Below are 24,830 nucleotides of genomic sequence, written 5' to 3'. Positions count from 1 at the left end.
GGCCTCGGCGGGTTCCTGACCTAAGATCGTGCAGTGCCCCCAAGGCCGTGGATCGACGTTCTGCTCACTCGGTGCAGGCACGAGTGACGCGGACCAGCTTCGGCGGGCTGTTGCGCGCCCATCGCCGCCGTGCCGGGCTGACCCAGCGGCAACTCGCCGAGCGGGCGGGCGTGAGCGCGGGCGCGATCCGCGACCTGGAACAGGGCAGGACGAGAAGCCCGAAACGGGACTCCGTCCAGGCCATCGCCGGCGCGCTCGGGCTGAGCGGCTCCGACACCGAGCAGTTGCACGCCGCCGCAGAGGCGCGTCGCGTCCGGCGCGACGAAACCGATCCGGCCCGTGGCGGCCCGCTGCGCGTCCGCGTACTCGGCCCGATCGAGGTCTGGCACGGCGAGGTCCAGGCGCCGCTCGGCTCCGACCTGCAACGCACGCTGCTCGCCCGGCTCGCCCTCGGCGCCGGCGCGGTGGCCGGGCAGGACGAGCTCATCGAGCTCCTGTGGCCCCACAGCGGCGGCCATCGAACGGCGCGTCGCACGGGCCGGCGCGCGGTCAGCCTGCTGCACACGCACGTCGCCAGGTTGCGGCGGCTGCTGGACTCCGGTTCCGGCGCCGCGAGCGTGCTCCTCGGCGGCCAGAACGGGTACCGGCTCGCGCTCACCGCCGATCAGCTCGACCTGCTGGAGTTCCGCGACCTCACGGCGCGGGCGGCGTACGACGCGCCGGAGGAGGCGCTGGCCAGGCTCGCCGCGGCCGTCGCCCTGTGGCGCGGCGAGATCGACGCGGAACGGGTGGCGGCGAGCCCGCTCTACACCGCGGTGACCGGCGAGTACGCCGCCACCGTCCAGGCATTCGCCACCCTGGCCCGCGACCTGGGCCGGCCGGAGCGGGCACTGCGGCCGGTGCGGCAGCTCGCACTCCGGCACGAGCTGGACGAGCCGCTGCACGCCGAGCTGATCCTGACGCTGGCCGCGAGCGGCAGGCAGGCGGAGGCGCTGGCGGCGTACGAGCGGATCAGGTCGGCACTGGCCGACCAGCTCGGCATCGATCCGGGAGAGCGGCTCAGGCACGCCCAGCTCGCGGTGCTGCGGCAGCAGGAGCGGCAGGCCCGGCGGGCGATGGGACGCACCGCGATCCAGCAGGCGCCCGCCGCGCCGCCCGACTTCGTCGGCAGGACGGACGAGTTGACCGGGATCGAGGCCGCGCTCGCCAGGTCGGACCTGGATCCGGGACCGGCCGCGCCCCGGATCGTGCTGATCGACGGCATAGCGGGAGTCGGCAAGACCGCGCTCGCGCTCGCCGCCGCGCACCGATTACGCGGGGAATATCCCGATGGTCAGTTGTACGCCGATCTGCGCGGCACCACCGCGACCGGGCCGGAGCCGATGCGGGTGCTCGGCCGCTTCCTGCGCGCGCTCGGCGTGCCGGGCAGGCGGATCGGGACCGACGAGACTGAGGCGGCCGCGGTGTTCAGAAGCGAGCTCGCCGACCGGCGGATGCTGGTGCTGCTGGACAACGCGCACGACGCCGGCCAGGTGCTGCCGCTGCTGCCCGGAGCCGGCGGCAGCGACCTGATCGTGACCAGCCGGCGCCGGATGCCCGGCCTGGCCGGCGCGAACGCCGTCCACCTCGAACCGCTCAGCCCGCAGGAATCGATCGCCCTGATCGCCGCGACCGCGGGAGCGCACCGGATCGAGGCCGATCCCGGCGCGGCCGGCGCGCTCGCCGAGGCGTGCGCCCGGCTGCCGCTCGCGCTGCGCATCGCGAGCGCGCGGCTGGCCACCCGGCAGGCGTGGACCATCGGCGACCTGACCCGGCGGCTGCACGACGACAACCGCAGGCTCACCGAGCTGTCCACCGGCGAGTCGAGCGTGCTCACCAGCTTCCAGCTCAGTTACGCCGACCTGAGCGCCGCCGCCCAGCGCGCGTTCCGGCTGTGCGGCCTGCATCCCGCCGACGACTTCGGCGCCGACAGCACGGGCGCCCTCCTCGACCTGCCGGCGCTCGAAGCCGACCGCCTGCTGGAGGACCTGCTCGAAGCGAACATGCTGATGCAGTACGCGACCGACCGCTACCGGCTGCACGACCTGCTCGGCCTGTACGCCCGGCGGCTGCTCGCCGACGACGCCGAGGGCGAGATCGCCCGTTCGCGCCTTTACACCTGGTACGCCGACGCGGTGACGGCCGCGATGGAGTGGGTCTACCCGCAGCTCGTCCGGCTCCAGACGCACACGGCGCGGGAGTCGGTCTTCGCCACCGAGACCGACGCCCTCACCTGGCTGGACGCCGAGTTGCCCGCGCTCGTCGCCGTCGTCAAGCACACCGCAGGGACCGCCGACCGCGCGCTGGCCTGGCGCATCACCGACCAGCTACGCGGCTACTTCCTGATCCGCCGGCACATCGACGGCTGGTTGCCCGCGGCCGAGGCGGGCATGGAGGCGGCCGTCCTGGCCGGGGACGACGTCGCGCGTACCGCGATGCTGATCAGCCGCGGCCAGGCGCTGTGGTCGGTCGGCCGCGACGAGGAGGCGCTGGCGGACTCGCTCGCCGGTGAGCGGCTCGCGGCCGCCACCGGCTGGACGACGGCCGCGGCGTACCTGTCCCACCACATCGGCTGGCACCACCTGGAGCGGGGCAAGCTCGCCGACGGGGAGAAGTGGATGGGCCGCGCGCTCGACCTGACCGAGGACGACCCGCTCGGTCACGTACGCGCGGTCGCGTTCAACGGGCTCGGGGTGCTACGGCTGCATCAGGGCCAGCTGGTGGACGCCGCCGACCTGCTCAACGCGGCACTGGAGATCAACGAGACGACGGGCAGGGAGACCTCGGCGCTGGCGAACCGGGGCAACCTGGCCAGCGCGCTGCGTCAGCTCGGCTCGGAGCGGCACGCCTTCGAGCTGCTCACCGGCGTGCTGGCGGCGTACAGGAAGGGGGCCAACCTGCGCGGTGAGCTGTCCACCCTGGACGAGCTGAGCCGGCTGCACCTGCAACGCGGGGACGCGGCCACCGCGCTGGAGGTGGCGCGGCGGGCGTACGACATGGCGATCGCGGTGCACGACAGGAAGGCCACGGCGCAGACCGCGGCCACCGCGGCCCAGGCCTACCACGCGCTGGGTGAGGTGCGGGCCGCCGTCCAGTGGTTCGAGCGCTGCGTGACGATCGCGCGCGACACCTACCCGTTCGTGGAGGCGCGGGCCCTGGTCGGCCTGGCCACCACCCGGCTCTCGGACGGCGATCCGGCGTCGGCGCGGCGGATCGCCGAGCGGGCCCTGGCGATCGCGGGCTCGTGCGGTTTCCGCCTGCTCGAACGCCGCGCCCTGGCCGTGCTGGACGCCTCGAAACAGTGAGCACCCGCCCCGTGTTCAGGCTCGGCCGAGGTCACGGGGAGGGGTCACGGGGCCGGCTGGGGATGCAGGGCGTCCACGAGCAGGTCGAGCAGCCGGCCGATCTGCTCGGGCGTGTCGAGGGCCGCCGTGGCCAGGAAGATCCCGAGGATCATCATGGTGACCTGTTCGGGCTCGACGTCCGCGCGCAGCGCGCCCGTGGCGGCGCCCGCGGTGAGGAACGCCGTGATGGCGGCGGTGATGCGTTCCCTGGTGGTGGTGGTCGGGATGCGGCCCGCGGTCTGGCCGGCCCGAATCGCGTCGGCCATGCCGTGCTTCATCACCGCGAACGCCGCGTACCGCTCCATCCAGGCACGCAGCGCGAGCAGTGGCGGAAGCCGTTCGAGCAGGTCGGGGACGCACGCGCTGAGCTCGTCGAGCTCGGCGGCGTAGACCGCCTCCACGAGCGCCTCGCGGGTGGGGAAGTGGCGATAGAGGGTGCCGATCCCGACCCCCGCCTCACGGGCGATGGTCTCCAGCGGAACGCTGTCGTCGGACGCCGCGAACGCGGTGCGGGCGACGGCGACCAGTTTGTCGCGGTTGCGCTGGGCGTGGGCGCGCAGCGGGCGCTGGGGTGCGGCCGGGGTGGGCGTGGGTTCGAGCGCGGCCAAAGTGGAGGAACCTCCGGTATTGCCCTATAGTCGATCGAGGATAACGGAGGGTCCTCCGCTATCTCTGGCATTCTACGTGGACGGGATTCCCATGCCCTCAACCAGCTCTCCCGCTTCTCCCGATGCTCCCGGCGGGCGGGACGCCGCGCCGCGGCCCGGTGGCGCCGCTCCGTTCGCCGGCCGTACCGTGTCGCGGATCGGCTACGGCGCCCTGCAGCTCGAACGCCTGCGCGGCGACCGTGACGCGGCCCTGGCGCTCGTGCGCCGGGCGATCGACAGCGGCGTGGACCACATCGACACCGCGCAGTTCTACGGCGACGGCTACGCCAACGAGATCCTCCGCGCCGCGATCGGGCCGGAGGACGACGTCATGATCGTCAGCAAGGTCGGCGCCACCGCCAATCCCGGCGGCCCGGTCCCGCTGCGGCTGGCCCAGCAGCCGAAGGAACTGCGCGCCGGCGTCGAGGACAACCTCACCGCCCTCGGCGTGGACCACATCCCCGTCGTGAACCTGCGCCGCCTCGACTCCGGCCCAGGGCTGCGGCCCGAGGGCGATCAGGTGGCCGACCTCGACGACCAGCTCGCCGAGATGACCGCGATGCGCGACGAGGGCAAGATCGGCGGGATCGGGCTGAGTGGCGTCGGCATCGACGGGTTGCGCCGGGCGATCCCCGCCGGCCTCGCCTGCGTGCAGAACGCCTACAGCCTCGTCTGCCGCGACGACGAGGAGCTGCTGCGGCTGTGCGCGGCCGAGGGCATCGCCTGGGTGCCGTTCTTCCCGCTCGGTGGGAGCTTCCCCGGCATGCCCAAGGTCACCGACGAGCCGGCCGTCCGCGCCGTGGCCGAGTCGCTCGGCGTCACGCCGTCCCAGATCGGGCTCGCCTGGCTGCTGCACCACGCCCCGAACGTGCTGCTCATCCCCGGCACCGGCGACCCTGCCCACCTGGAGGCCAACCGGGCGGTCGGCGACATCACCCTCGACGCCGCGGCCATGGCCGCCCTCGATGCCGTCGAGTCGCGCTCCAGCGACGTTCCGCTCGGCTGATCGGCGTTGGGCGGGTAAGAGATCGTTGCCGAGACATCAGCACTGAGCGAGCAAGGACAAGACGATATGAAGGCCATCATCTACCGCGACCACGGCGACGCCGACGTTCTGCAGCTCGTCGAGCGTGACGTGCCCGAGCCCGGCCCCGGCGAGGTCCGCGTCCGGGTCGCCGTGTCCGGGGTCAACCCGACCGACTGGAAGAGCCGCTCCGGCGCGACCAACAGGAAGAGCTTTCCCGAGGTCACCCCGCACCTCGACGGCGCCGGCGTGATCGACGCCGTCGGCGAGGGGGTCGACCCGGGCCGGGTCGGCCAGCGGGTCTGGCTGTTCATGGCCACCGTCGGGCGGCCCACCGGCACCGCCGCCGAGTTCACCGTCGTGCCCGCCGCCAACGCGGTGCCGCTGCCCGACGCGGCCGGGTTCGACCTCGGCGCGTCGCTCGGGGTCCCCGCCCTCACCGCGCACCGCGCGCTCACCGTCGCCGAGGACGGGCCGCGCCGGCTGGGCCCCGGCGCGCTCGACGGCAAGGTGGTGCTCGCCGCCGGTGGGGCAGGAGCGGTCGGGCACGCGGCCATCCAGCTCGCCCGCTGGGCCGGAGCCACCGTGATCAGCACGATCAGCGGCCCGGAGAAGGCCCGGCTGGCCACCGCCGCCGGCGCCCACCACGTGATCAACTACCGCGAGGGCGACGCGGCCGCCCGGATCCGCGAGCTCGCCCCGGACGGCGTCGACATCGTCGCAGAGGTGGCGCTGGGGGCGAACCTGGACCTGGACCTGGCCGTGCTGGCCACCCGCGGCACGATCGCGATCTACGCCAACGACGGTGACAAGCCGGTCAACCTGGACGTGCGGCAGAACATGATGCTGAACACGCGCTATCAGTTCCTGGTGCTCTACACGGTCGGCACGCAGGCGCTCACCGCCGGCGCCGAGGACGTCGCCGCCGCCGTCCGCGACGGGGCCCTGCCTGTCGGTGAGGAGCACGGCCTGCCGCTGGTCCGCTTCCCGCTCGACCGTACGGCCGACGCGCACCGGGCGGTGGAGGGCGGCGCGGTCGGCAAGGTCCTGGTGGACATCGCCCCGTGACGGCCGCGCGTGACGGCCGCGCGTGACGGCCGCGCGTGACGGCCGCGTGGGACGGCATCGCGGGGACGGTCCCGCGAGGTGGCGGCCTCGCGATGGGGCGGCCTCCGCGATGTGACGGACGCGGGCCCTGCTACGGTGCTCCTCACGAGCTGGAGATCGTCCCGGCCGGCTCCCCGTTGAAGGAGAGACTCTGCGACGAGACAGGCCGCGGCGCCGGCTCCCGCTCATCGCGCTCGTCGCAGTCGTCGTGGGCCTGCTCCTGTCGAGTGGCTGCGCCATCGACAAGGGCACCGCGCTCGCCGCGGACTTCGACGCGGACTGGGCCGGAACGCCGGACGTCACCAAGATTGACACGACCAGGAACAACACGCTCCCGTTCGCGGGCTCGGCCTCCGGCACCCTGATCCTCAGGGACGGCACGCCGGCCGACCGGGTGAGCGTGCTGGCGAACGACCTGCGGCGCTACGTCGCCGAGCACCGGAACGTCACCGGCCGGATCACGGCGGGCGCCGTCAGCTTCACCGTCGTCGCCGACCGGCGCCGCGCTGACGAGGCACTGTCGTTGTGGCGGTCACTGACGACCGACGACCGGACGCTGACCGGCGACCTGCACGACGCGCCCACGAAGGGGGTCGTCCGCTGGCGGATCGAGCTCACCGCGACCGACGCCGCCGCCGCGATGACGCTGTTCGAGGACCTGGTCACCGACGGCGGACGGCATCGGCCCCTGTCGGACGTGGTGTCGCTGAAGGTCGGTACGGGCCGCACCGCCCGGCCCGCGCTCTCCGTCGGCACCGACTTCAACGGCGCCCGCCCCACCGAGGCCATCGCCGCCTACCAGGCGGTGGCCGCCCGGTACGCCGTCGCCGCCGCCTCACTGATGCCCGACCGCGCCGCCATCGTGGTCGCGAAGCAGGCCGACCTGGCCCGTGCGAGCGAACTGGCCGGAAAGGCGGCTCCGGGCCTCGGGGCCACACTCAAGGTCACCAGCGCCGACAACCCCTGACGCTCACCAGCGTCGGCGGCCCCTGACGCTCACCAGCGTCGGCGGCCCCTGACGCTCACCAGCGTCGGCGGCCCCTGATGGTCACCAGCGTCGGCGACCCCTAATCCCCTTAAGCCCGCGCCGGCTCCGGCCGGCACAACTCATCGTTCATGACGCGCCTTCGTTCCCGTTGGCCGGCACGGGCGTCACGGGGATGACGCCGTCCGGCAGGGAGACGGGCCTCGCCTTGCTCTGCACGAACGTGCGCGGCACGTGCACCCAGGCATGTCCCCGGTACTCCTTCTCCAGCACCTGGACCCGGCGGAAGTCGTCGAGGTGGTAGGTGGTGTAGCCCTGGCTGATCGTCCCGTCGTAGATCTCGTCGGAGACGATCACCGCGAGGGACGTGTCGGAGGTCTCCAGCGTCTGCCTCAGCGCACTACACGAGAGCAGCCGCTTGACCTGGACGACCGCCTGTCCTGCGAAGCCGTTGGCCGCCTGCGAGACGACGCCTTCGTGCACGGCCATCCGCAGCCGCAGCCGCGCCTCCTCGATCCTGGTGGCGTTGCACTGGTTCAGCAGCCGGTGCAGGTGCCTGACGAAGTCGTCGACGAGGCGGTGCTCCGGTTCGGAGGTGGGGAGGATGGCGAGCTCTCCGTCGCCGGACGGCTGGGTCGTCCACAACTTCCTGTGCAGCACGGCCGCGTCGGCCGCCTCGTGCAGAATGTCCACCAAGGTGCGCTGAATACTGCGATGACGCTGGGCGTCCCCGCTGCCGTAGCCGGCGATGTCCGTCGCCAGCAGCAGATATCTGCCGGTGTTTATCGGATTTGTCGGCATTTGCTTTCTCCAGGAAGGAATTGCCGCTTAATTGATGAGGAAACCCTGGCATATGATCCAGCCGGACAAGACCTATCCATACGTTTTCGAAGGTCGGTCGTGACCTTGGCCAGGGCGCCGGGCCTCGTGCCGGTCGGGGACAGGAGGAAGACGCGCCGGTCGGTCTGTTCGCCCTGCCTGATCAGAACCCTGCCGGCGGGCTGGATCGTGGCGGGGGTGAGGGAGAGCAGTTCCTGGCCGGGGGTGGGGCTCAATTCGGCCATAAAGGTATTCGAAGGCCATTCGATGGGATAACGACGTTGCACACTTCCTCCGACAGGTCCACTCCCGCGAGGCCGATGGGTCGCCTGGGAGAATCATTCACTTCTGGGTCGGATGTCGCAACTAGAATCCCATTTCTCCTTTACTGCCACAGCATCTTCAAGGGGGACAGCGGGCGCGATATCAGACAGCACACTTGAATACCGTGAATTATCGGCGTAATACATGCCAAAGTGGCTCTACGCCTTGCCGCCTCGCGTGGCGGCGGGGTGGCGGTCGAGCTGCGGCCGGCCGGGTGATCAGCCGAACGAGGCGCTACGGCGCAGCGGCGACGGCCGCCAGGCGGGGTGCGAGGCGCTCGGCCATGAGGCGGTAGCCGTCGGCGTTCGGGTGCAGGGCGTCCGGTAGCAGAAGGTGGGCGTCGTCGGGGCCGAGGACGCTCGGGCCGTCGATGAGGTGCAGCCGGGTCTCGCCGCACCGCCGCAACGTCCGTACGGCGTCCGCGACGGCGGTGCGGACGTCGTTGAGGGTCAGATGCACCGGGTTGACCAGCCGTTCGCGAGGCGGTGAGGTCATCGGCGAGATCACGGCGATCGGCACCCGTGGTTGTGTGTCGCGAATCGTCTGGATAAATCCGGACACCTGGCCGGTGAACGTCCGCAGGCTCATGCTCGCGAAGCCATGGACGTTGCCCCCGAGACACAGCGAGATCAGGTCCGCCGGCGTGCGCGCGATCGCTCTGGCCGCGACGGGATCGAGGTGGCACTCGCCGGCGAAGCCGAGACAGGTCAGGTCCCAGCCGAGGCGCCGCGCGACCAGGGCGGGCCAGGTCTCGCTCGGTCCGGCCGCCGAGCGGCACTGCGTGATCGAGCTTCCGTACGTGACCCAGCGCGGCCCCTCGTCCCCGGCCGCGGTCGCGTACGTCGCGTCGTGCAGGACGAGGGGTCCCGTCCTGACCTCGCCGAACTGGGGCAGCCAGACCTCGACGACCTTGGCGCCGGGCGGCAGTTCGACGCGGCTCGTCACCGCCCCCGCCGCCAGCGCCGTCCGCCGCCAGAGCATGCCGTCCACCGTGACGTCGAGCGACGTCACGTCGTCGGCCGCGGCGTAGGTGCGCAACTCCAGCGCGGCCGCGTCGGTACGGACGACCGCGCGCACGCCGGCCGGCATCCGCGCCCGCGTGACCAGGACGGGTGCGTGGGCGGTGGCGATCCGGTCCGGCGGCAGCCGCCACGGCTGCCAGGCGCCGCCCTCCTCCGTCCAGGCCAGAGCGCCCCGCCAGACCGCCGGCCCGGCGCCGGGGATGAGCCGGATCACCGCCATGCGAGTCCAGTGCGGATCAGGGCCGGGGTCGGTGTCATGAGGGCCGGGTCAGACCTTGGGGCCGAGGACGACGTTGCGCCAGGCGGCTCCGTCGGAGAGCGCGAGGCCGCGCTTGCCGGTCTTCGGGTCGCGAACCATGACGATCCCCCCGGCCTGGCCGGCCGCGTCCGGCAGGGTGTCCGGGGTGTGCTCGGCCAGGACCACCTGGTGCGCGTAGACGGTCCGCATCCGCTGCGTGGTGCTGCCCAGGTCCCGTGCGTTGTCGGCGGGCGGCACCAGGCCGGTGGCGTTGGCGGCCATGGACACCAGTTCGTTCGTGGACGTGGTCGAGCAGAGCAGCTCGGTGGCGGCCGATCCCGACTGGTTGACCGGCACCACCCGCACCCCGCCCTTGACGCCCGGGTTGGCGTTGCTGCCCTCCACGACGAACGACCCGTACCGGTCCGTGCCCACCTTGACCGGCTCGGTCGAGGTGCTGACCACCTTCGCCGCCGCCCCCAGGGGCCCGGCCACCTCGATCCGGTTGAACCGGCCGGGGGTGGCCTGGACGAACGAGTCCGCCCCCACAGGGCCCGCGACCAGCGGCACCTGCTCGGAGGCGTTGCCGATCACGTGGGAGCCGTGCAGCCCGCCGGTGGTCGTGATCGGCGGCCGCTTCGCGGGGTCGGGCGAGATGACGTTGCCGATGACGCTGAACGCGCTCGCCTTTCCGGCCACCGCGATGGCGGCGTTGTCGTTCCTGCCGGAGAGGTTCCAGTTGTCGAACGAGTTGTTGGCGATGGTGATCCGGCTGGCGTCGTTCTCGAAGCGGATCGGCGAGCCGTTGAGCCAGTTGAAGGTGTTCCCGCTGATGGTGACGTTGTGCGCCTTGACGCCGCTGGAGAATTGGATCGCGCGGGTGCCGTTGTTCTGCGGTGGTTCGAACCCGCCGAGGACGTTGTCGCCGATCGTCAGGTTGTGGCCCCCGCTGGTGATCTCGATGATCGCCCCGTTGTCCGCCTTCTCCACCACGTTGCCGCTGATGGTGGAGTTGGTGAGGCTGCCGATGAACAGGCGCCGGCCGATGTCGAGCAGGTTGCCCTGGATGATCGCGCCGCGGAAGTCGCTGCTCTCTGCGCCCTGGGTGACGATGGCCTGGAACGGGCTGTGGAAGTGGTTGTTGGTGATGAGCCACTTCCGCAGCCCGTACGGCGGGACGTGGTCGGCTCCGCCTTCCACGCCGCTGGTGGGCCAGGCGAGGCTGACGCCGGTGGTGCAGAGCGCGACGAGGTTGTGCGAGAAGTACAGCCCGCGGCCGACGTGTTCGACGGCGAGCTTGAACGACACGAACGTGCACTCCAGGATGGCGGCGTCGGTGTCGTCGGTGTTGACCTCGCCGGCGAAGCGCAGCGCCACGTTGCGTTCGGTCTTGGCGGGGGCGACGAAGGCCAGGCCGTAGATCGCGGCGAGCGAGCAGCGCACGTCGATGCCCACGCCGTCGTGCGTCACCTGGATGATCGACGCGCGGTTCGTCATGGTGCTGTAACCGCGGAGCTGGATGCGGTTGAAGGACTCTCCGGCCACGTCGGGGATGACGATGGTCCTGGTGATCCGGTAGGTGCCGGGCGGGAAGACGACGATCCGGGTGGTCCGGGTCCGCGTGGCGAGGATGGCCTGCTCGATGGCGTCGGTGTCGTCGTGCTGCCCGTCGGCCAGCGCGCCGAACTGCTGCGGCGTGATGATGTCCGCCGGGTCCGCGTCTTCCGGGCCCGCGGCCGCCGCGGGTGCGGCTCCCCAGGTGGCGGTGGCCGCGGCGGCGCCGAGCGCCGCACCGCCGATCCGTAGGAGCGCTCGACGATCGGTCCACTCGGGCATGGCCGTTACCTCCGGCTGCGCGGATTGATACGTATTGATCGGGGATCGTACATACGGCCAATCCGGCTCACAAGAGCTAATAAATGCTGATAATTGGATGACATCTAGACATCTGACGGCAACGTTCGTGAAATTTCCCCCTTGTGGTGAGCGTCGACAGGTGTCTAGAGTGCCCCGGAGTCGTTACGTATTAGTCAACTGGATCCCCATGCGCAAACGAGCGGGGCCACGACGCCCCACCCAAGTCGAGATCGCCCAGCGAGCCGGCGTCTCCCAGGCCACCGTCTCCCTCGTGCTCAGCGAGCGACCCGGCGTGCCGGTCGCCGAGGAGACCCGCCAGCGGGTGCAGCAGGCGATCGAGGAGCTCGGGTACGCCGTCAACCCCGCCGCCCGCGCGCTGCGCGGGATGAGCGTCAAGACCATCGGCCTCTACACGTTCGAGTCGGTCTTCCCCGTCGACCAGCGCGATTTCTACCACCCGTTCCTGGTCGGAGTGGAGGAGGAGGCGGCCAGGCTCGGGTACGACCTGCTGCTGTTCACCTCGGCCAACACCGCCCATGGCGGGGTCTACGCCAGAGGGCGCAACGCGCTGCTGAAGGCCGACGGCTGCGTGCTGCTGGGCCGGCACATCTCGCGTGACGACCTGACGAACCTGGTCGACGAGGGCTTCCCCTTCGTCTTCATCGGCCGGCGCGACATCGAAGGCACCGAGCTGTCCTACGTCGCCCCCGACTACGTCGCCCCGACCGCGGCTCTCGTGGAGGAGCTGGCCGCGCTCGGCCACCGGCGGATCCTGCTCCTGCGGCAGAGCGACGGCGCCGAGCCTGGCGACGACCGTGAGCTCGGCCTGCGGCGCGGTGCCGAGGCCGCGGGCCTGAGCCAGGACGACCTCCTGGTGGAGTACTCCTCCGGCGCCGGGGACCTCGGCACCGACCGGGTCACCGGATGGGTGGACGACGGCGTCACGGCGGTCCTCGTCGAGCCCTCAGAGGACAACGCCAGCGGCCTCGCCCTGGCCGCGGCCGCCGAGGCCGCCGGCGTGCGGATCCCCGACCGGTTGTCGGTCGCCTTCCTGGGCTCCGCACCGCCGCCGACCGCGACCAGGATCTGGACCTCGTTCGAGATCCCCCGGGTCGAGATCGGCCGGGCGGCCGTGCAGTTGCTGGTCACCCTGCTGGAGGACGCGGAACGGTCGCCGCTGCAGCTCGTGGTGCCGTGCACGGACGTACGCGGCAACTCGATCAGCCGGGTGGTGCGGCGATGACCCGGTACGCGCTGCGCACGGCGGCCACCGGCGTTTTGATCATCTTCGGCGCCGCCACGCTGGTGTTCTTCATCATGCGGATCGCCCCGGGTGACCAGGCGCTGGTGCTGCTCGGCCCGGACGCCACGGGCGCCGAAGTGGCCGCCGCCAGGACCAGGCTCGGGCTGGATCAGCCGTTGCCGGTGCAGTACTGGCACTACCTGACCCAGCTCGCCACGCTCGACTTCGGTGACTCCTACCGCTTCGGCCGGCCGGCGTTCGAGCTGGTGCTGTCGCGGGTGCCCGCCTCGGTGGAGCTCACGCTGGTGGCCACCCTCATGGCGATGACGGGCGTCGTCCTCGGCGCCCTGGCCGGGGCCTACCGGGGTCGGTGGATCGACCGCGGGATCTCCGGTCTGGCCCTGTTCCTCTACTCGATGCCGCCGTTCTGGATCGGGATCATGCTGATCCTGGTGATGGCGTTGCAGCTGCGGCTGCTGCCCAGCGCCGGCACCGGGACCCCGGCCCACATCGTCCTTCCCGCGCTCACGCTCGCCGCCCCGTTCACCGCGCTGCTGACCCGGATCACCCGGAGCAGCGTGGCCGACACCATGGCGGAGACCTACGTGCAGCGCTCGTACGCCAAGGGGCTCAGCACCCGCGAGGTGGTGACGGGACACGTGGTGCGCAACGCGGCGACGCCGGTGGTGACCGTCGGCGCGCTGCACGTGAGCACGTTGCTGGGCGGCGCGGTGATCGTGGAGACCGTCTTCACCTGGCCGGGCCTCGGCTCGTTGCTGGTGACGGCGGTGGCCAACAGGGACTACTCGATCGTGCAGGCCGCCGTGCTGCTCATCGCGGTCATCGTGGTCTGCTGCAACGTCGCGGCCGACCTGATCGCCGCCCGGCTCGATCCGCGGGTACGGCTGGGGGCGAGGGCATGAGCGCGATCACCGTACGGCCCAGGTTGTGGCCCGTCCGCCTGCGGTCCACGCCGGCCGTCGCCGCGGTCGCCACCGTCGTGCTCGCCTGTTACGTGCTCGTCGGGCTGATCGGCCCGCTGCTGATCGCGTACGACCCGGTGGCGACCAGCGTGGCGGACCGGCTGCTGCCGATCGGGGCGACCAGGGCGGACGGCACGCTCGCCCTGCTGGGCACCGACGGAGCCGGCCGGGACATGCTCGGCCAGCTGGTCTATGGCGCCAGGACGTCGATCATCATCGGGATCTCCGTGGTGGCTGCCTGCCTGGCGGTCGGGCTGGCCTTCGGCACGCTCGCCGGTTACCTGGCGGGCTGGACCGACATCGCGATCTCCCGGCTGATCGACATCCTGATGGCCTTCCCCGGCATTCTGCTGGCGATCGTGATCGCCGGCCTCTTCCAGCGCAGCATGCTGGTCGTGGTGCTGTCGCTCTCGGTGGCCGGCTGGGTCGGCTTCGCCCGGCTGACCCGCGGCGTCACCCTCTCGTTGCGCGAGCGGCCGTGGGTCGACGCCGCGCGGCTGATCGGGGTGCCCACTCCGATCGTGATCATCCGGCACATCATCCCGTTTGTGATCGGTCCTGTGACGGCGCTGGCGACCACGGAGTTCGCCGGCGCGGTGCTGTCGGAGGCCGGTCTCAGCTTCCTCGGTCTCGGTCTGCCCTCGGCCACGGTCTCCTGGGGCCAGGTCATCGCGAACGGCAAGGACTATCTCGACACCGCCTGGTGGATCTCAGCGCTACCGGGGCTGGCGCTGACCGGCCTCGTGGTGAGCACGGGCCTGCTCGGCGACCACCTCACCCAGCGTCTCGGCACGAGCCGCTGACAGCACAGCCAAGGTCAGGAGGAATTCCATGAGGCCCGTTCGGCTTCGTCGGGCGGCGGCACTCGCCGCCGCGGCATTTTCCATCGTGGGGCTGGTCGCCTGCAGCACCACCACCGGCGGCGGCTCGTCCACCGGCGGTGACGCGCCGCAGGAACTGGCCGTCGCCGTCTGGACCCCGATCGAGAACCTGGACCCGCACGGCGCGTCAGGGATGGACAACGGCACCCAGGTCGCCGCCAAGGCGATCTTCAGCCCACTGGTCAGCACGTCGGGGAAGGGCAAGTTCGACGGCGTGCTGGCCGAGTCGTGGGAGGCCGACGACGACGCCACGGAGTGGACCTTCAAGCTGCGCGACGGCGTCACGTTCTCCGACGGCACCCCGGTCACCGCCGCCGACGTCGTCGCCTCCTTCGAGCGGGTGCTGGAGCTCAAGGGCGCGATGGCCAGCAACTACGCCGGCCACAAGGCCGAGGAGGGCGACGCGGGCACGGTCGTCATCACCTCCAAGGACCCCGACCCGGCGCTGCTGGGCAAGCTGATCACCTTCTACGTCACCCCGAAAGCCCACCTGAACGACGGCTGGACCAAGCCGGTCGGCTCGGGCCCGTTCGTCGTGCAGCAGTTCACGCCGGGCCAGAGCCTGGTGCTCGCCCCCAACCCCGGCTACTGGGGCGGCAAGCCGGCGCTGAACCGCCTGGAGCTGCGCAGCATCGGTGAGATGGCGGCGCGGATGACCGCGCTGAAGACCGGCGAGGTCGCCATGACGTGGGCGGTCCCCGACGACCAGTTGCCCGGCCTGAAGAGCAACCCGGACCTGGTGGTGGAGAAGGACTCGGGCAGCGGCGTCGTCACCATGTGGATGAACGGCTCCGTCAAGGGGCTGAAGGAGGCCGCCGTCCGGCGCGCGCTGTGGCAGGCGGTCGACTTCCCCACCATCATCAAGTCGCTGTTCCCCGAGACCGGCTCGGTGGCGGACTCGGTGGTGACGCCCAGCGTGCTCGGCTACGCGCCGCAGACGCCGGTGACGTACGACCCGGCCGCGGCCAAGAAGGCGCTCGACGACGCCGGCTGGGACTACGGCCAGACGATCCGGATGCAGTTCTCCCAGCCCCAGTTCCAGCAGTTCGCCGACGCGGTGGCGAGCGACCTGGCCAAGATCGGGGTCAAGGCGGAGCCGACGCAGAAGGAGCCCGCGGTCTTCCTCCAGGACCTGCTGGCGCTCAAGTGGGACCTGAACATCCAGCAGCTCGGCACCGCGGGCTTCGACGCGGCGACCAACCTCGGCCGGCTCTACACCTGCGCGGCCAAGCGCACCGGCTACTGCAATCCCGACCTCGACAAGGTGCTCGCCCAGGCCGGCTCCACCAGCGACAACGCCAAGCGGCAGGAGCTGTACGGGCAGGCCAACAAGATCATCTGGGATGACGCGGTCGGCATGTACCCCATGTTCGTGCGCAACGCGTTCGTCCGGAACAAGTCCGTGCAGGGCCTGGTCATCCCGCCGGACCTGACGCCGGACTTCTCCACGGTCAAGATCGGCAATGGTGGCTCATGAGCCGGTCGTCGAACATGACGGACCCGGCGCCGGTCGGCAGCGGCGCCGAGCCGGCGCCGCTGCTCCGCGTCGAGCACCTGTCGATCGACCTGCCGGGTCCGGCCGGCCCGGTCCGCGTGGTGGACGACGTCTCGTTCACCGTGGCCGCGGGCCGGACCACCGGCCTGATCGGCGAGTCGGGCAGCGGCAAGACGATGACCGCGACGGCGATCATCGGCCTGCTGCCGCCCGGCGCGGCGGTCTCGGGGCGGATGATGTGGCACGGCGAGGACCTGGTCACCATGGCCGAGCAGGACCGGCGGCGGCTGCGCGGGCGCGGCATCGGGATGATCTTCCAGGATCCCCAGGCCGCGCTGGACCCGACGCAGACGATCGGCCGGCAGGTCGGCGAGATCCTGCGGCGCGGCGGGATGCCCAAGAAGGAGGTCCGCAGGACCGTGATCGACCTGCTCGACCGGGTGGGGATCCCCGAGCCGGAGACGCGGCACGCCCAGTATCCGCACCAGTACTCGGGTGGGCTGCGGCAGCGGGCCATGGTCGCGACGGCGCTGGCCGGCTCGCCCGAGCTCATCCTGGCCGACGAGCCGACGACCGCGCTCGACGTCACCGTCCAGGCCCGCATCCTCGCCCTGCTGCGGCGCGTCCGCGACGAGGAGGGCATGGCCATGCTGCTGGTCAGCCACGACCTGCGGGTGATGGCCCATGTGGCGGACGAGGTCGTCGTCATGTACGCCGGCCGGATCTGCGAGATCGGCAGCGGCCGTGAGGTGCTCAACAGCCCGGCGCACCCGTACACGCGGGCGCTCGTCGTGAGCGTCCCGGCCGTCCGCAGCAAGACGGCCATCGCCGAGCCGCTGCCCGGCAGCCCGGCCAGCCCGGCCGAGCGCCCTAGCGGCTGCCCGTTCCACCCGCGCTGTGCCAAGGCCCAGGACAGGTGCGCGAACGAGGTGCCCAGGATGCGCCAGGTCGCCGCGGGCCGGCAGGTCGCCTGTCACTTCCCGGAGGAGACGTGAGCGCATCGCCCCTGGTCGAGGTCAGCGACCTCGTGGTCAACTTCCACAGCCGCAGGGAGCGCAGGGCCGGCAAGCCGAACGCCGTGGACGGCGTCTCCTTCGCCCTGCGTCCGGACGAGACCCTGGCGATCGTCGGGGAGTCGGGCTCCGGGAAGACCACGGCCGCCCGCTGCGTCGTCGGGCTGCAGGCCCCTCAGGCAGGCGTGATCCGGTTCGACGGGGCCGCTATCGGCCCGGTGTCGAAGCGGTCGCCGGCCACCCGGCGGGCGATCCAGATGGTCTTCCAGGACCCCGCCGCCTCGCTCAACCCCAGGATGACCGTCAGGGCGATCATCTCCGAGACCTGGCGGACCCACCCCTCGGTCGCGCCCGAGGGCCGGACCTGGGAGGCCGCGATCGACGAGCTCCTCGGGGACGTCGGCCTGGATCCCGGCGTCGCCGACCGGCGGGCCGCGGCCCTGTCGGGCGGGCAGTGCCAGCGGGTCAGCATCGCCCGCGCGCTCGCCCTGCGGCCCCGGCTGCTGGTCTGCGACGAGGCCGTCTCCGCGCTCGACGTGTCGGTGCAGTCGCAGATCCTGCGGCTGCTGGCCGGCCTGCGCGCGGCCCGCGGGCTGGCCATCCTCTTCATCACCCACGACCTCGGCGTGGTCAGGCAGATCGCCGACCGGGTGGCGGTCATGCACCGGGGCAGCCTGGTCGAGACCGCGACGGCCGACGACCTGTTCGAGCGGCCCGGCCATCCGTACACGAAGACACTGCTCGAAGCCGCCCTCGACCTAGAGGGCGCCTGAAACACATATGCGATCAGGGGGAACACGGTGGAATCGCGGATCAGTGACGCGGACCTCGCCATCATCGGCGGCGGCGTCGGTGGAGTCGCCGCCGCGCTGGCGGCGCTCCGGCACGGGCTGCGGGTGGTGCTGACCGAGGAAGGCGACCGGATCGGCGGGCAGTTCACCAGCCAGGGGGTGCCTCCTGACGAGCACAGGTGGATCGAGCAGTTCGGCTGCACCGCCTCCTACCGCCGCTACCGGAACGCGGTCCGCGATCACTACCGGACCTGGTACCCCCTCACGGTGGCGGCCAGGAACGAGCCCTACCTGAATCCCGGGCTGGGCCGGGTCGGCGCGCTGTGCCACGAGCCGCGGGTCAGCGGGGCGGTGCTGCGCGCGCTGGTCGATCCCTACCTGAGCAGCGGCCGGCTGCGCATCCTGCTCAACGCACGACCGGTGGCCGCCGAGACCGACGGCGACCGGATCACCGGCGTGACGGTGCGGCGCGCGGACGACGATCTGGTGCATCTCGTGGCTCCGTACTATCTGGACGCCACCGAGCTCGGCGACCTGCTGCCGCTGGCGGGGGTGGAACACGTGACCGGGTTCGAGTCCCGGCACGAGACGGGGGAGCCGAGCGCGCCCGAGGTGGCGCAGCCCGGCAACATGCAGGCCTTCTCCTGGGTGTTCGCGATCGATCACCGGGAGGGCGAGGACCACGTCATCGACCGGCCGGCCGACTACGACCACTGGCGCGCCTACCGCCCGGACTACTGGCCGGGCACGCAGATCGGGCTGACCGCGCCGGACCCGCGCACGCGGGAGCCGTTGACGCGGACGTTCACCCCCAACCTCACGTCCGGCCCCGTGCTCGCCGACCAGAGCCAGGACCCAGGGGACCGGGAGCTGTGGGAGTTCCGCCGGGCCGTCGCCCGCGAGCTGTACGAGCCCGGCTTCGTGACCAGTGACGTGACCCTGGTGAACTGGCCCATGATCGACTACGTGGAGGGGCCGATCATCGGGGTGAGCGAGCAGGACAAGGCCCGCCACCTCGCCGGCGCGCGGGAGCTGTCGGAAAGCATGCTCTACTGGCTGCAGACCGAGGCTCCCCGGCCGGACGGCGGCCGTGGCTGGCCGGGCCTGCGGCTGCGGCCGGACGTCATGGACACGCCCGACGGCTTCGCCGCCGCGCCGTACATCCGCGAGTCCCGCCGGATCAGGGCCGAGTACACGGTGGTCGAACAGGACGTCTCCCTCGCCGTACGGGGTGACGCGGGCGCGGCTGCGTACGACGACACGGTCGGGATCGGCATGTACCGGATCGACCTGCACCCCTCGACGGGCGGAGACAACTACATCGACGTCCCCAGCAGCCCGTTCCAGATCCCGCTCGGGGCGCTCCTGCCCGTACGCGTGCGCAATCTGCTGCCGGCCGGGAAGAACATCGGCAGCACCCACATCACCAACGGCTGCTACCGGCTGCACCCGGTCGAGTGGAACATCGGGGAGGCCGCCGCCTCGCTGGTGGCCTACTGCCTGGGGGAGACGGTGGAGCCGCACGACGTCCGGCGCAAGGACGGGCATCTGCGGGCGTTCCAGAGCGCGTTGAAGGCCGACGGCGTCGAGCTCGCCTGGCCGGAGATCAGGGGGTACTGATGTTCGTCTCCGATGTGATCGTTCCCGCCGTGACCCCGATCGGGGCGGACGGCCGTCCCGACCTCGCGGCCGGCACTCGCTACTTCGGCGCGCTCGCCGCCTCGGGCGTCGAGAAGATCATGCTGCTCGGCACCAACGGCGAGGGGCCGCTGCACCAGACGACCGAGATCGGCCCGTTCCTGCGCGAAGCCGTCGCCCACTGGCGCGGGCTCGTTCCAGGCGGCGTCGTCATCGTCAACGTCTCCGCCGCCGGCACCCGCGAATCGCTCGCGCGGGCCGAGGTCGCCGCCGAGGCCGGCTGTGACGCGGTCGCGCTCAGCCCGCCCTGTTACTTCCGCCATGACGAGCGGGACATCGTCGAGCACTACCGGGCGAGCCGGGCGGCGGCCGTGCCGGTGATCGCGTACAACATCCCCCGGTACGCGGCGCCGTTCTCGGCGGGCCCGATCGCCTCCGTCGGCGACATGGAGCACGTCGTGGGCATCAAGGACAGTTCCGGCGATCCGGACATCCTGCGCCGGTGGCTCGACGTCAAGCGCGATCGGCCGGACTTCGGGGTGAACCAGGGAGCCGAAGGCGCGCTGCTCGACGCGCTGGCCGCCGGCGCCGACGGGATCACGCCGGGCATCGCCAACCTCGCCCCGCGCGTCGCCCTGGAGCTGGTCGCCGCGTACCGGGCCGGCGACCTGGAGCGGGCCGCCCTGGCCCAGAAACGGATCGATCGGCTGCTCCCCGTGCACCGGATCCGCCCGGGAGTCCCGGTCGTCAAGGCGGCGCTGGCCCTGCGCGGTCTGTGCTCCGCCGCGGTCGCACCGCCGCTGCGGACGCTGAACGACGGAGAGCTGACGGCGCTGCGCGACTTCCTGGCGGGATTCGAGCCGGAACTGATCGGAGCCGCCGATGACTGACGCCGAGTGGTGGCGCCGCGCGGTCATCTATCAGATCTACATCCGCTCCTTCGCCGACGGCGACGGCGATGGGATCGGGGACATCGCCGGGATCCGCGCCCGCCTGGGCTATCTGGCCGGGCTCGGCGTGGACGCCCTGTGGATCACGCCCTGGTACGAGTCGCCGAACAACGACGGCGGCTACGACATCTCCGACTACCGGGCCATCGCCCCCGAGTATGGCGACGTACGCGCGGCCGAGCAGCTGATCGCCGAGGCGCACCGGCACGGCCTGCGGGTGATCCTCGACATCGTGCCCAACCACACCTCCACCGAGCACCCCTGGTTCCAGGCCGCGCTCGCCGCCCCGCCGGGCTCCCCGGAACGCGCCAGGTACCACTTCGCGGACGGCCCCGCCGAGGGGGTCAGGCCCAACGACTGGCGCAGCACGTTCGGCGGCCCGGCCTGGACCCGGGTGCCCGACGGTCAGTGGTATCTGCACCTGTTCGACCCCACCCAGGCCGACCTCAACTGGTCGAATCCAGACGTCCGGGCGGAGTTCCTGGACCTGCTGCGCTTCTGGTTCGACCGGGGCGTGGACGGGTTCCGCATCGACGTGGCCACCGGCCTGGTCAAGCACCCCGGCTATCCCGACCTGGGCTACCGGGAGGAGGACCTGCTCGTCCTGACCGACGTGCCGGACCACCCGCACCGCGACCGCGACGAGGTGCACGAGATCTACCGGGACTGGCGCGCGGTGGCCGACGCGTACGACCCGCCGCGGATCTTCGTGGCCGAGGCGTGGGTGGCCGATCCGGAACGGCTGGCTCGTTACGTGGCGCCGGCCCAGCTCCACACCGCGTTCAACTTCCCCTTCCTGCAGTCCGCGTGGGACGCCGGCGACCTGTTCAAGGTGATCGACGCCACCCTCGGGACGATGTCCCTGTCCGGCGCGCCGCCGACCTGGGTGCTGTCCAATCACGACGTCGAACGTACGGTGACCCGGTACGGTCGCGCCGACACCCGCAAGCACCAGGGGAGGTCCGGCCACGAGCTGGGCCCGGTGGACGAGGACCTGGGCCGCCGCCGGGCCAGGGCCGCGCTGCTGCTGATGCTGGCGCTGCCCGGCGTCGCCTACCTCTACCAGGGCGAGGAGCTGGGCCTGCCCGACTACCTGGACATCCCCGACGACCGGCTCCGCGACCCGATCTGGACGCGTTCCGGCGGGCGGCGCCGGGGCCGAGACGGTTGCCGGATCCCGCTGCCCTGGACGCCGGAGCCGGACGGCGCCGGATTCGGCGCCGCGGACCCGTGGCTGCCGCAGCCTCCCGGCTGGGGGCGGCTCTCGGCGGCCGTCCAGATCGACGACCCGGGCTCCACCTACAACCTCGTGGCGCGGGCGCTGCGGATCCGGCGGGAGCTGGATCTTCCGCAGGAGCTCGAATGGGCCGGCCGGGGCGGCTCCGTGCTGCGTTTCCGGCGCGGGCCGGGCTTCGAGTGCGTGGTCACCTTCGGCTCCGCCGAGGTGCCGCTGCCCGAGGGTGCGGTGACCCTGCTGCGCAGCGACACCCGTGCCTCGGGCGACCCGCTCGGCCCGGACACGGCTGCCTGGCTGCGGATGCGGGACGACCGTACGACATGAGACGGCCTGACGCGAGAAAGCCCGACACGAGCCCGGCCATGAGACCGCGCACCATGAAGCAGCCCAACATCGTGCTGATCCTCGCCGACGACCTGGGCTACTCCGACCTCGGCTGTTACGGCGGCGAGATCCGCACGCCGAACCTCGACCGGCTCGGACGGTCAGGGGTGCGGCTGACGCAGTTCGCCAACACGGCCCGGTGCAGCCCGTCGCGCGCGTCCCTGCTGACCGGGCTGCACCCGCACCAGACCGGCATCGGCGTGCTGGCCGGCAACGGCACGCCAGGAGGGTACCCGGGCAGCCTCGACGACCGCTGCGTCACCGTGGCCGAGGTGCTCGCCGACGCCGGGTACGCCACCGGCATGTCGGGCAAATGGCACCTGAGCGGGCCTTTATGGGAGCCGCACGAATCCTGGCCGACCCGGCGCGGATTCGCCGACTTCTTCGGCACGCTCAGCGGGTGCGGCAGCTACTACGATCCGGCGACCCTGTTCCGGGGCGAGACGGACGCGAGCGCCGAGACCCGCGACCCGGACTTCTTCTACACCGACGCGATCACCGAGCACGCGGTGGAGTTCATCCGCGGGCAGGCCGCCGCCGCCCGCCCGTTCCTCTCCTACGTCGCCTACACCGCGCCGCACTGGCCGCTGCACGCGCCCGAGGAGGACGTCGCCGGGTACGACGGCGTCTACGCCGCGGGCTGGGACGAGCTGCGCGCCCGCCGCCTCGACCGGCTGCGCGCGGAGGGGCTGCTCGGGGCCGAGTCGGCGCTGTCCGGGCGCGATCCGGCGCAGCCGCCCTGGGCGGTGGTGCCGGACCAGGCGTGGGAGGCGCGCCGCATGCAGGTGTACGCGGCCCAGGTGGAGCGGATGGACCGGGGCGTCGGCCGGATCCTCGACCAACTCGCGGCCTCCGGCGTGCTGGAGGACACCCTGGTGGTGTTCCTGTCGGACAACGGCGGCTGCGCCGAGATCCTGCCGCTCGGCGACCCCGAGGAGTTCCGCGCCAAACGGCACATCGTGCCCGCGCGCACCCGCGACGGCGGCGAAATGCGCGTCGGCAACCTCCCCGACGTCGATCCAGGGCCGGAGCACACCTACGCGAGTTACGGTCCCGCGTGGGCCAACCTGTCCAACACCCCGTTCCGCTTCTACAAGCGGTGGGTCCACGAGGGCGGCATCGCGACCCCGTTCATCGTGCACTGGCCGGCGGGCGACCTGGCCGGGGGCCGGATCGTGCGGACGCCGTTCCAGCTCACCGACGTGCTGCCCACCCTGCTCGACGCCACCGGCGTCGCCTACCCGGCGCGACGCCGGGGGCGGGCGGTGCCGCCCCCGGAGGGGCGTTCCATGCTGCCCGCCCTGCGCGGGGCGCCGGTCCCCGACGCGTGGCTGTTCTGGGAGCACCTGGGCAACGCCGCCGTCCGCCGGGGGCGGTGGAAACTGGTCCGCGAGCACGCCGCGCCGTGGGAGCTCTACGACCTGGACGCCGACCGCTCCGAGCTGACCGACCTGGCCGGCCGGCACCCCGCCCTCGTCAGCGAGCTGGCCGGCGCGTACCGGCGGTGGGCGGAGCGGGTCGGCGTCCTGGCGAGGTCGTGAACGGGTCAGCTGCGGTAGCCGGGGGTGAACTCGACCGGCAGTGACTCCAGGCTGCGCATCTGGATGGACGAGCGCCACTCCAGCGACGACTGCGGCACCGCGAGCACCACGTCGGGCAGCCGGTCGAGCAGGGTCTCCACCGCGATGTGGGCGATGATCTCGGCGATCTCCGGCGCGGGATGCGGGCAGCCGTGCGCGCCGTACCCGAACGACATGTGCGCGTGGTTGCCCACGGAGCCCTCGTGGAAGTCGGGGCGCACCTTCGGGTCGAGGTTGGCCGCGGCCAGGCCGGAGACGAGCAGGTCGCCGGCCTTGATGCGGCGGCCCCCGACCTGGGTGTCCATGATCGGCCAGCGGCCGATGGCGATCTGTCCAGGGGCCTCCTTCCACAGCACCTCGTTCAGCGCCTGGCCGACGCTGCGCCGCCCGCCCGAGAGCGTCATGGCGAAGCGGTCGTCGGTCAGCATGAGCTGCAGGGTGTTGCCGATCCACGTGGCCGTCGGGTCGTGGCCCGCGGTCATGGTCAGCAGCAGGTCCTGAATGAGCTCCTCGTCGGTGAGGTTCGCCGGGTGGGCGAGCAGCCGGGAGGGCAGGTCGGGCCCGGGGTGGTTGCGCTTGAGTTCGAGCAGGTTGGTCATGATGGCCTGGACCCGGCCGTAGGCCTCCATGGCGGCCGGGCCGCCGTTCAGCGTGGTGGCGACCTCGCCGACCAGGGCGCGGGTGTCGGAGTCCGGCAGGCCCAGCATGGAGCCGAGGACGAGCAGCGGGATCGGGTTGGCGTACTGCGCCATCAGGTCGGCCCGGCCCGAGCCGATGAACGTGTTGATCAGCCCCTCGGTGACCCGCTCGCAGTTGGCGCGCAGCTCGAACTGGTCGGCCGCGGCCAGCGCCTCGCTGACCGCGCCCGCCCGGCGTTCGTGGGCCTCGCCGATCTCGAACAACATCGACGGCTGGTAGCCGACGTACGCCATCAGCGGCCAGTCGGGCGGGATGTTGTCCCACTGGTTCCAGTAGCGGGAGTCACGGACGAACAGCTTCGGATTGCTGAGCACGTACCGCAGCTCGCGGTAGCCGAGCACCAGCCAGCCCGGGACGTCGCCTTCCAGCAGGATCGGCACCACGGGCCCATGCCGGCGCATCTCGTCGAAGGCGGCGGCCGGGTTCTGGTGGTAGGCCCGGCCGTACATGGGGAAGGCGCCCTCGAACGCGTTCTGGTCCGGCCCTTCCGCTGGGTTGGCGAACCAGGAGGATTGCGTGAAGTCAGTCAT

General features: G+C 72.0%; 19 protein-coding genes. 14 read left to right on the top strand and 5 right to left on the bottom strand.

Going from position 1 to position 24,830, the window contains the following annotated elements; translation table 11 throughout:
- Positions 1 to 71 precede the first annotated feature (71 nt).
- Positions 72 to 3,344 carry a BTAD domain-containing putative transcriptional regulator gene (locus AB0C27_RS05755; RefSeq protein WP_357838415.1) on the top strand — a complete coding sequence of 1,091 codons (3,273 nt, stop codon included), beginning with the start codon at positions 72 to 74 and terminating at the stop codon, positions 3,342 to 3,344.
- Positions 3,345 to 3,388: 44 nt separating this feature from the next.
- Here AB0C27_RS05755 and AB0C27_RS05750 read toward each other — a convergent pair whose 3' ends face one another.
- Positions 3,389 to 3,991, bottom strand: a complete 603-nt coding sequence (locus AB0C27_RS05750) for a helix-turn-helix domain-containing protein (protein WP_357838413.1) — start codon at positions 3,989 to 3,991, stop codon at positions 3,389 to 3,391.
- Between the two features lie 91 nt (positions 3,992 to 4,082).
- On the opposite strand from AB0C27_RS05750, the gene AB0C27_RS05745 reads away from it, so the two are divergent.
- The 3 genes from AB0C27_RS05745 (at position 4,083) to AB0C27_RS05735 (ending at position 7,128) form a co-directional block, all read left to right on the top strand.
- On the top strand, positions 4,083 to 5,036 hold the full coding sequence (locus AB0C27_RS05745) for an aldo/keto reductase (protein WP_357838410.1): 954 nt from the start codon (positions 4,083 to 4,085) through the stop codon (positions 5,034 to 5,036).
- A 66-nt stretch (positions 5,037 to 5,102) separates the two neighbouring features.
- Positions 5,103 to 6,122 (top strand): NADPH:quinone reductase, encoded by a 1,020-nt coding sequence (locus AB0C27_RS05740; protein ID WP_357838407.1) that lies wholly within the window; start codon positions 5,103 to 5,105, stop codon positions 6,120 to 6,122.
- Between the two features lie 247 nt (positions 6,123 to 6,369).
- Positions 6,370 to 7,128: a hypothetical protein gene (locus tag AB0C27_RS05735; RefSeq protein ID WP_357838404.1), complete on the top strand. Its 759-nt coding sequence runs from the start codon at positions 6,370 to 6,372 to the stop codon at positions 7,126 to 7,128.
- A 147-nt stretch (positions 7,129 to 7,275) separates the two neighbouring features.
- On the opposite strand, the gene AB0C27_RS05730 is transcribed toward AB0C27_RS05735, so the two are convergent.
- From AB0C27_RS05730 to AB0C27_RS05720, 3 genes are all read right to left on the bottom strand, one after another.
- Positions 7,276 to 7,947, bottom strand: coding sequence for a hypothetical protein (locus AB0C27_RS05730; protein WP_357838401.1), 672 nt, complete (start codon positions 7,945 to 7,947; stop codon positions 7,276 to 7,278).
- 576 nt (positions 7,948 to 8,523) lie between these two features.
- Positions 8,524 to 9,531, bottom strand: coding sequence for a GDSL-type esterase/lipase family protein (locus AB0C27_RS05725; RefSeq protein WP_357838398.1), 1,008 nt, complete (start codon positions 9,529 to 9,531; stop codon positions 8,524 to 8,526).
- 48 nt (positions 9,532 to 9,579) lie between these two features.
- The gene (locus AB0C27_RS05720) at positions 9,580 to 11,385 is read right to left on the bottom strand and encodes a glycosyl hydrolase family 28-related protein (RefSeq protein WP_357838395.1); all 1,806 of its coding nucleotides are present in this window, start codon (positions 11,383 to 11,385) and stop codon (positions 9,580 to 9,582) included.
- Positions 11,386 to 11,593: 208 nt separating this feature from the next.
- Here AB0C27_RS05720 and AB0C27_RS05715 point away from each other — a divergent pair, with 208 nt between their 5' ends.
- From AB0C27_RS05715 to AB0C27_RS05670, 10 genes are read left to right on the top strand one after another with little or no spacing between them, the layout of a single operon-like run.
- Positions 11,594 to 12,649, top strand: a complete 1,056-nt coding sequence (locus AB0C27_RS05715) for a LacI family DNA-binding transcriptional regulator (RefSeq protein ID WP_357838392.1) — start codon at positions 11,594 to 11,596, stop codon at positions 12,647 to 12,649.
- Complete coding sequence (locus AB0C27_RS05710) at positions 12,646 to 13,572, top strand: ABC transporter permease (RefSeq protein WP_357838389.1); 927 nt, start codon at positions 12,646 to 12,648, stop codon at positions 13,570 to 13,572. Before AB0C27_RS05715 ends, AB0C27_RS05710 begins: the two co-directional genes overlap by 4 nt.
- The gene (locus AB0C27_RS05705) at positions 13,569 to 14,435 is read left to right on the top strand and encodes an ABC transporter permease (RefSeq protein ID WP_357838386.1); all 867 of its coding nucleotides are present in this window, start codon (positions 13,569 to 13,571) and stop codon (positions 14,433 to 14,435) included. The genes AB0C27_RS05710 and AB0C27_RS05705 overlap by 4 nt, the downstream gene beginning before the upstream one ends.
- A gap of 28 nt (positions 14,436 to 14,463) precedes the next feature.
- Positions 14,464 to 15,990, top strand: a complete 1,527-nt coding sequence (locus tag AB0C27_RS05700; RefSeq protein ID WP_357838384.1) for an ABC transporter substrate-binding protein — start codon at positions 14,464 to 14,466, stop codon at positions 15,988 to 15,990.
- On the top strand, positions 15,987 to 17,003 hold the full coding sequence (locus AB0C27_RS05695) for an ABC transporter ATP-binding protein (protein ID WP_357838381.1): 1,017 nt from the start codon (positions 15,987 to 15,989) through the stop codon (positions 17,001 to 17,003). The genes AB0C27_RS05700 and AB0C27_RS05695 overlap by 4 nt, the downstream gene beginning before the upstream one ends.
- Positions 17,000 to 17,794 (top strand): ATP-binding cassette domain-containing protein, encoded by a 795-nt coding sequence (locus AB0C27_RS05690; RefSeq protein WP_357838378.1) that lies wholly within the window; start codon positions 17,000 to 17,002, stop codon positions 17,792 to 17,794. Before AB0C27_RS05695 ends, AB0C27_RS05690 begins: the two co-directional genes overlap by 4 nt.
- 27 nt (positions 17,795 to 17,821) lie before the next feature.
- Positions 17,822 to 19,432 carry an FAD-dependent oxidoreductase gene (locus AB0C27_RS05685; RefSeq protein ID WP_357838375.1) on the top strand — a complete coding sequence of 537 codons (1,611 nt, stop codon included), beginning with the start codon at positions 17,822 to 17,824 and terminating at the stop codon, positions 19,430 to 19,432.
- Positions 19,432 to 20,340, top strand: coding sequence for a dihydrodipicolinate synthase family protein (locus AB0C27_RS05680; RefSeq protein WP_357838372.1), 909 nt, complete (start codon positions 19,432 to 19,434; stop codon positions 20,338 to 20,340). The genes AB0C27_RS05685 and AB0C27_RS05680 overlap by 1 nt, the downstream gene beginning before the upstream one ends.
- Positions 20,333 to 21,961: an alpha-amylase family glycosyl hydrolase gene (locus AB0C27_RS05675; RefSeq protein WP_357838369.1), complete on the top strand. Its 1,629-nt coding sequence runs from the start codon at positions 20,333 to 20,335 to the stop codon at positions 21,959 to 21,961. Before AB0C27_RS05680 ends, AB0C27_RS05675 begins: the two co-directional genes overlap by 8 nt.
- A 38-nt stretch (positions 21,962 to 21,999) precedes the next feature.
- Positions 22,000 to 23,562, top strand: a complete 1,563-nt coding sequence (locus AB0C27_RS05670; RefSeq protein ID WP_357838366.1) for an arylsulfatase — start codon at positions 22,000 to 22,002, stop codon at positions 23,560 to 23,562.
- A gap of 5 nt (positions 23,563 to 23,567) precedes the next feature.
- On the opposite strand, the gene AB0C27_RS05665 is transcribed toward AB0C27_RS05670, so the two are convergent.
- Positions 23,568 to 24,830 (bottom strand): cytochrome P450, encoded by a 1,263-nt coding sequence (locus AB0C27_RS05665; protein ID WP_357838363.1) that lies wholly within the window; start codon positions 24,828 to 24,830, stop codon positions 23,568 to 23,570.

The organism is Nonomuraea sp. NPDC048882 (genome assembly GCF_040649755.1).
Classification (GTDB): domain Bacteria; phylum Actinomycetota; class Actinomycetes; order Streptosporangiales; family Streptosporangiaceae; genus Nonomuraea; species Nonomuraea maheshkhaliensis.
The sequence above is the reverse complement of the archived record's forward strand: the minus strand, read 5'-3'. Positions and strand labels throughout refer to the sequence as shown.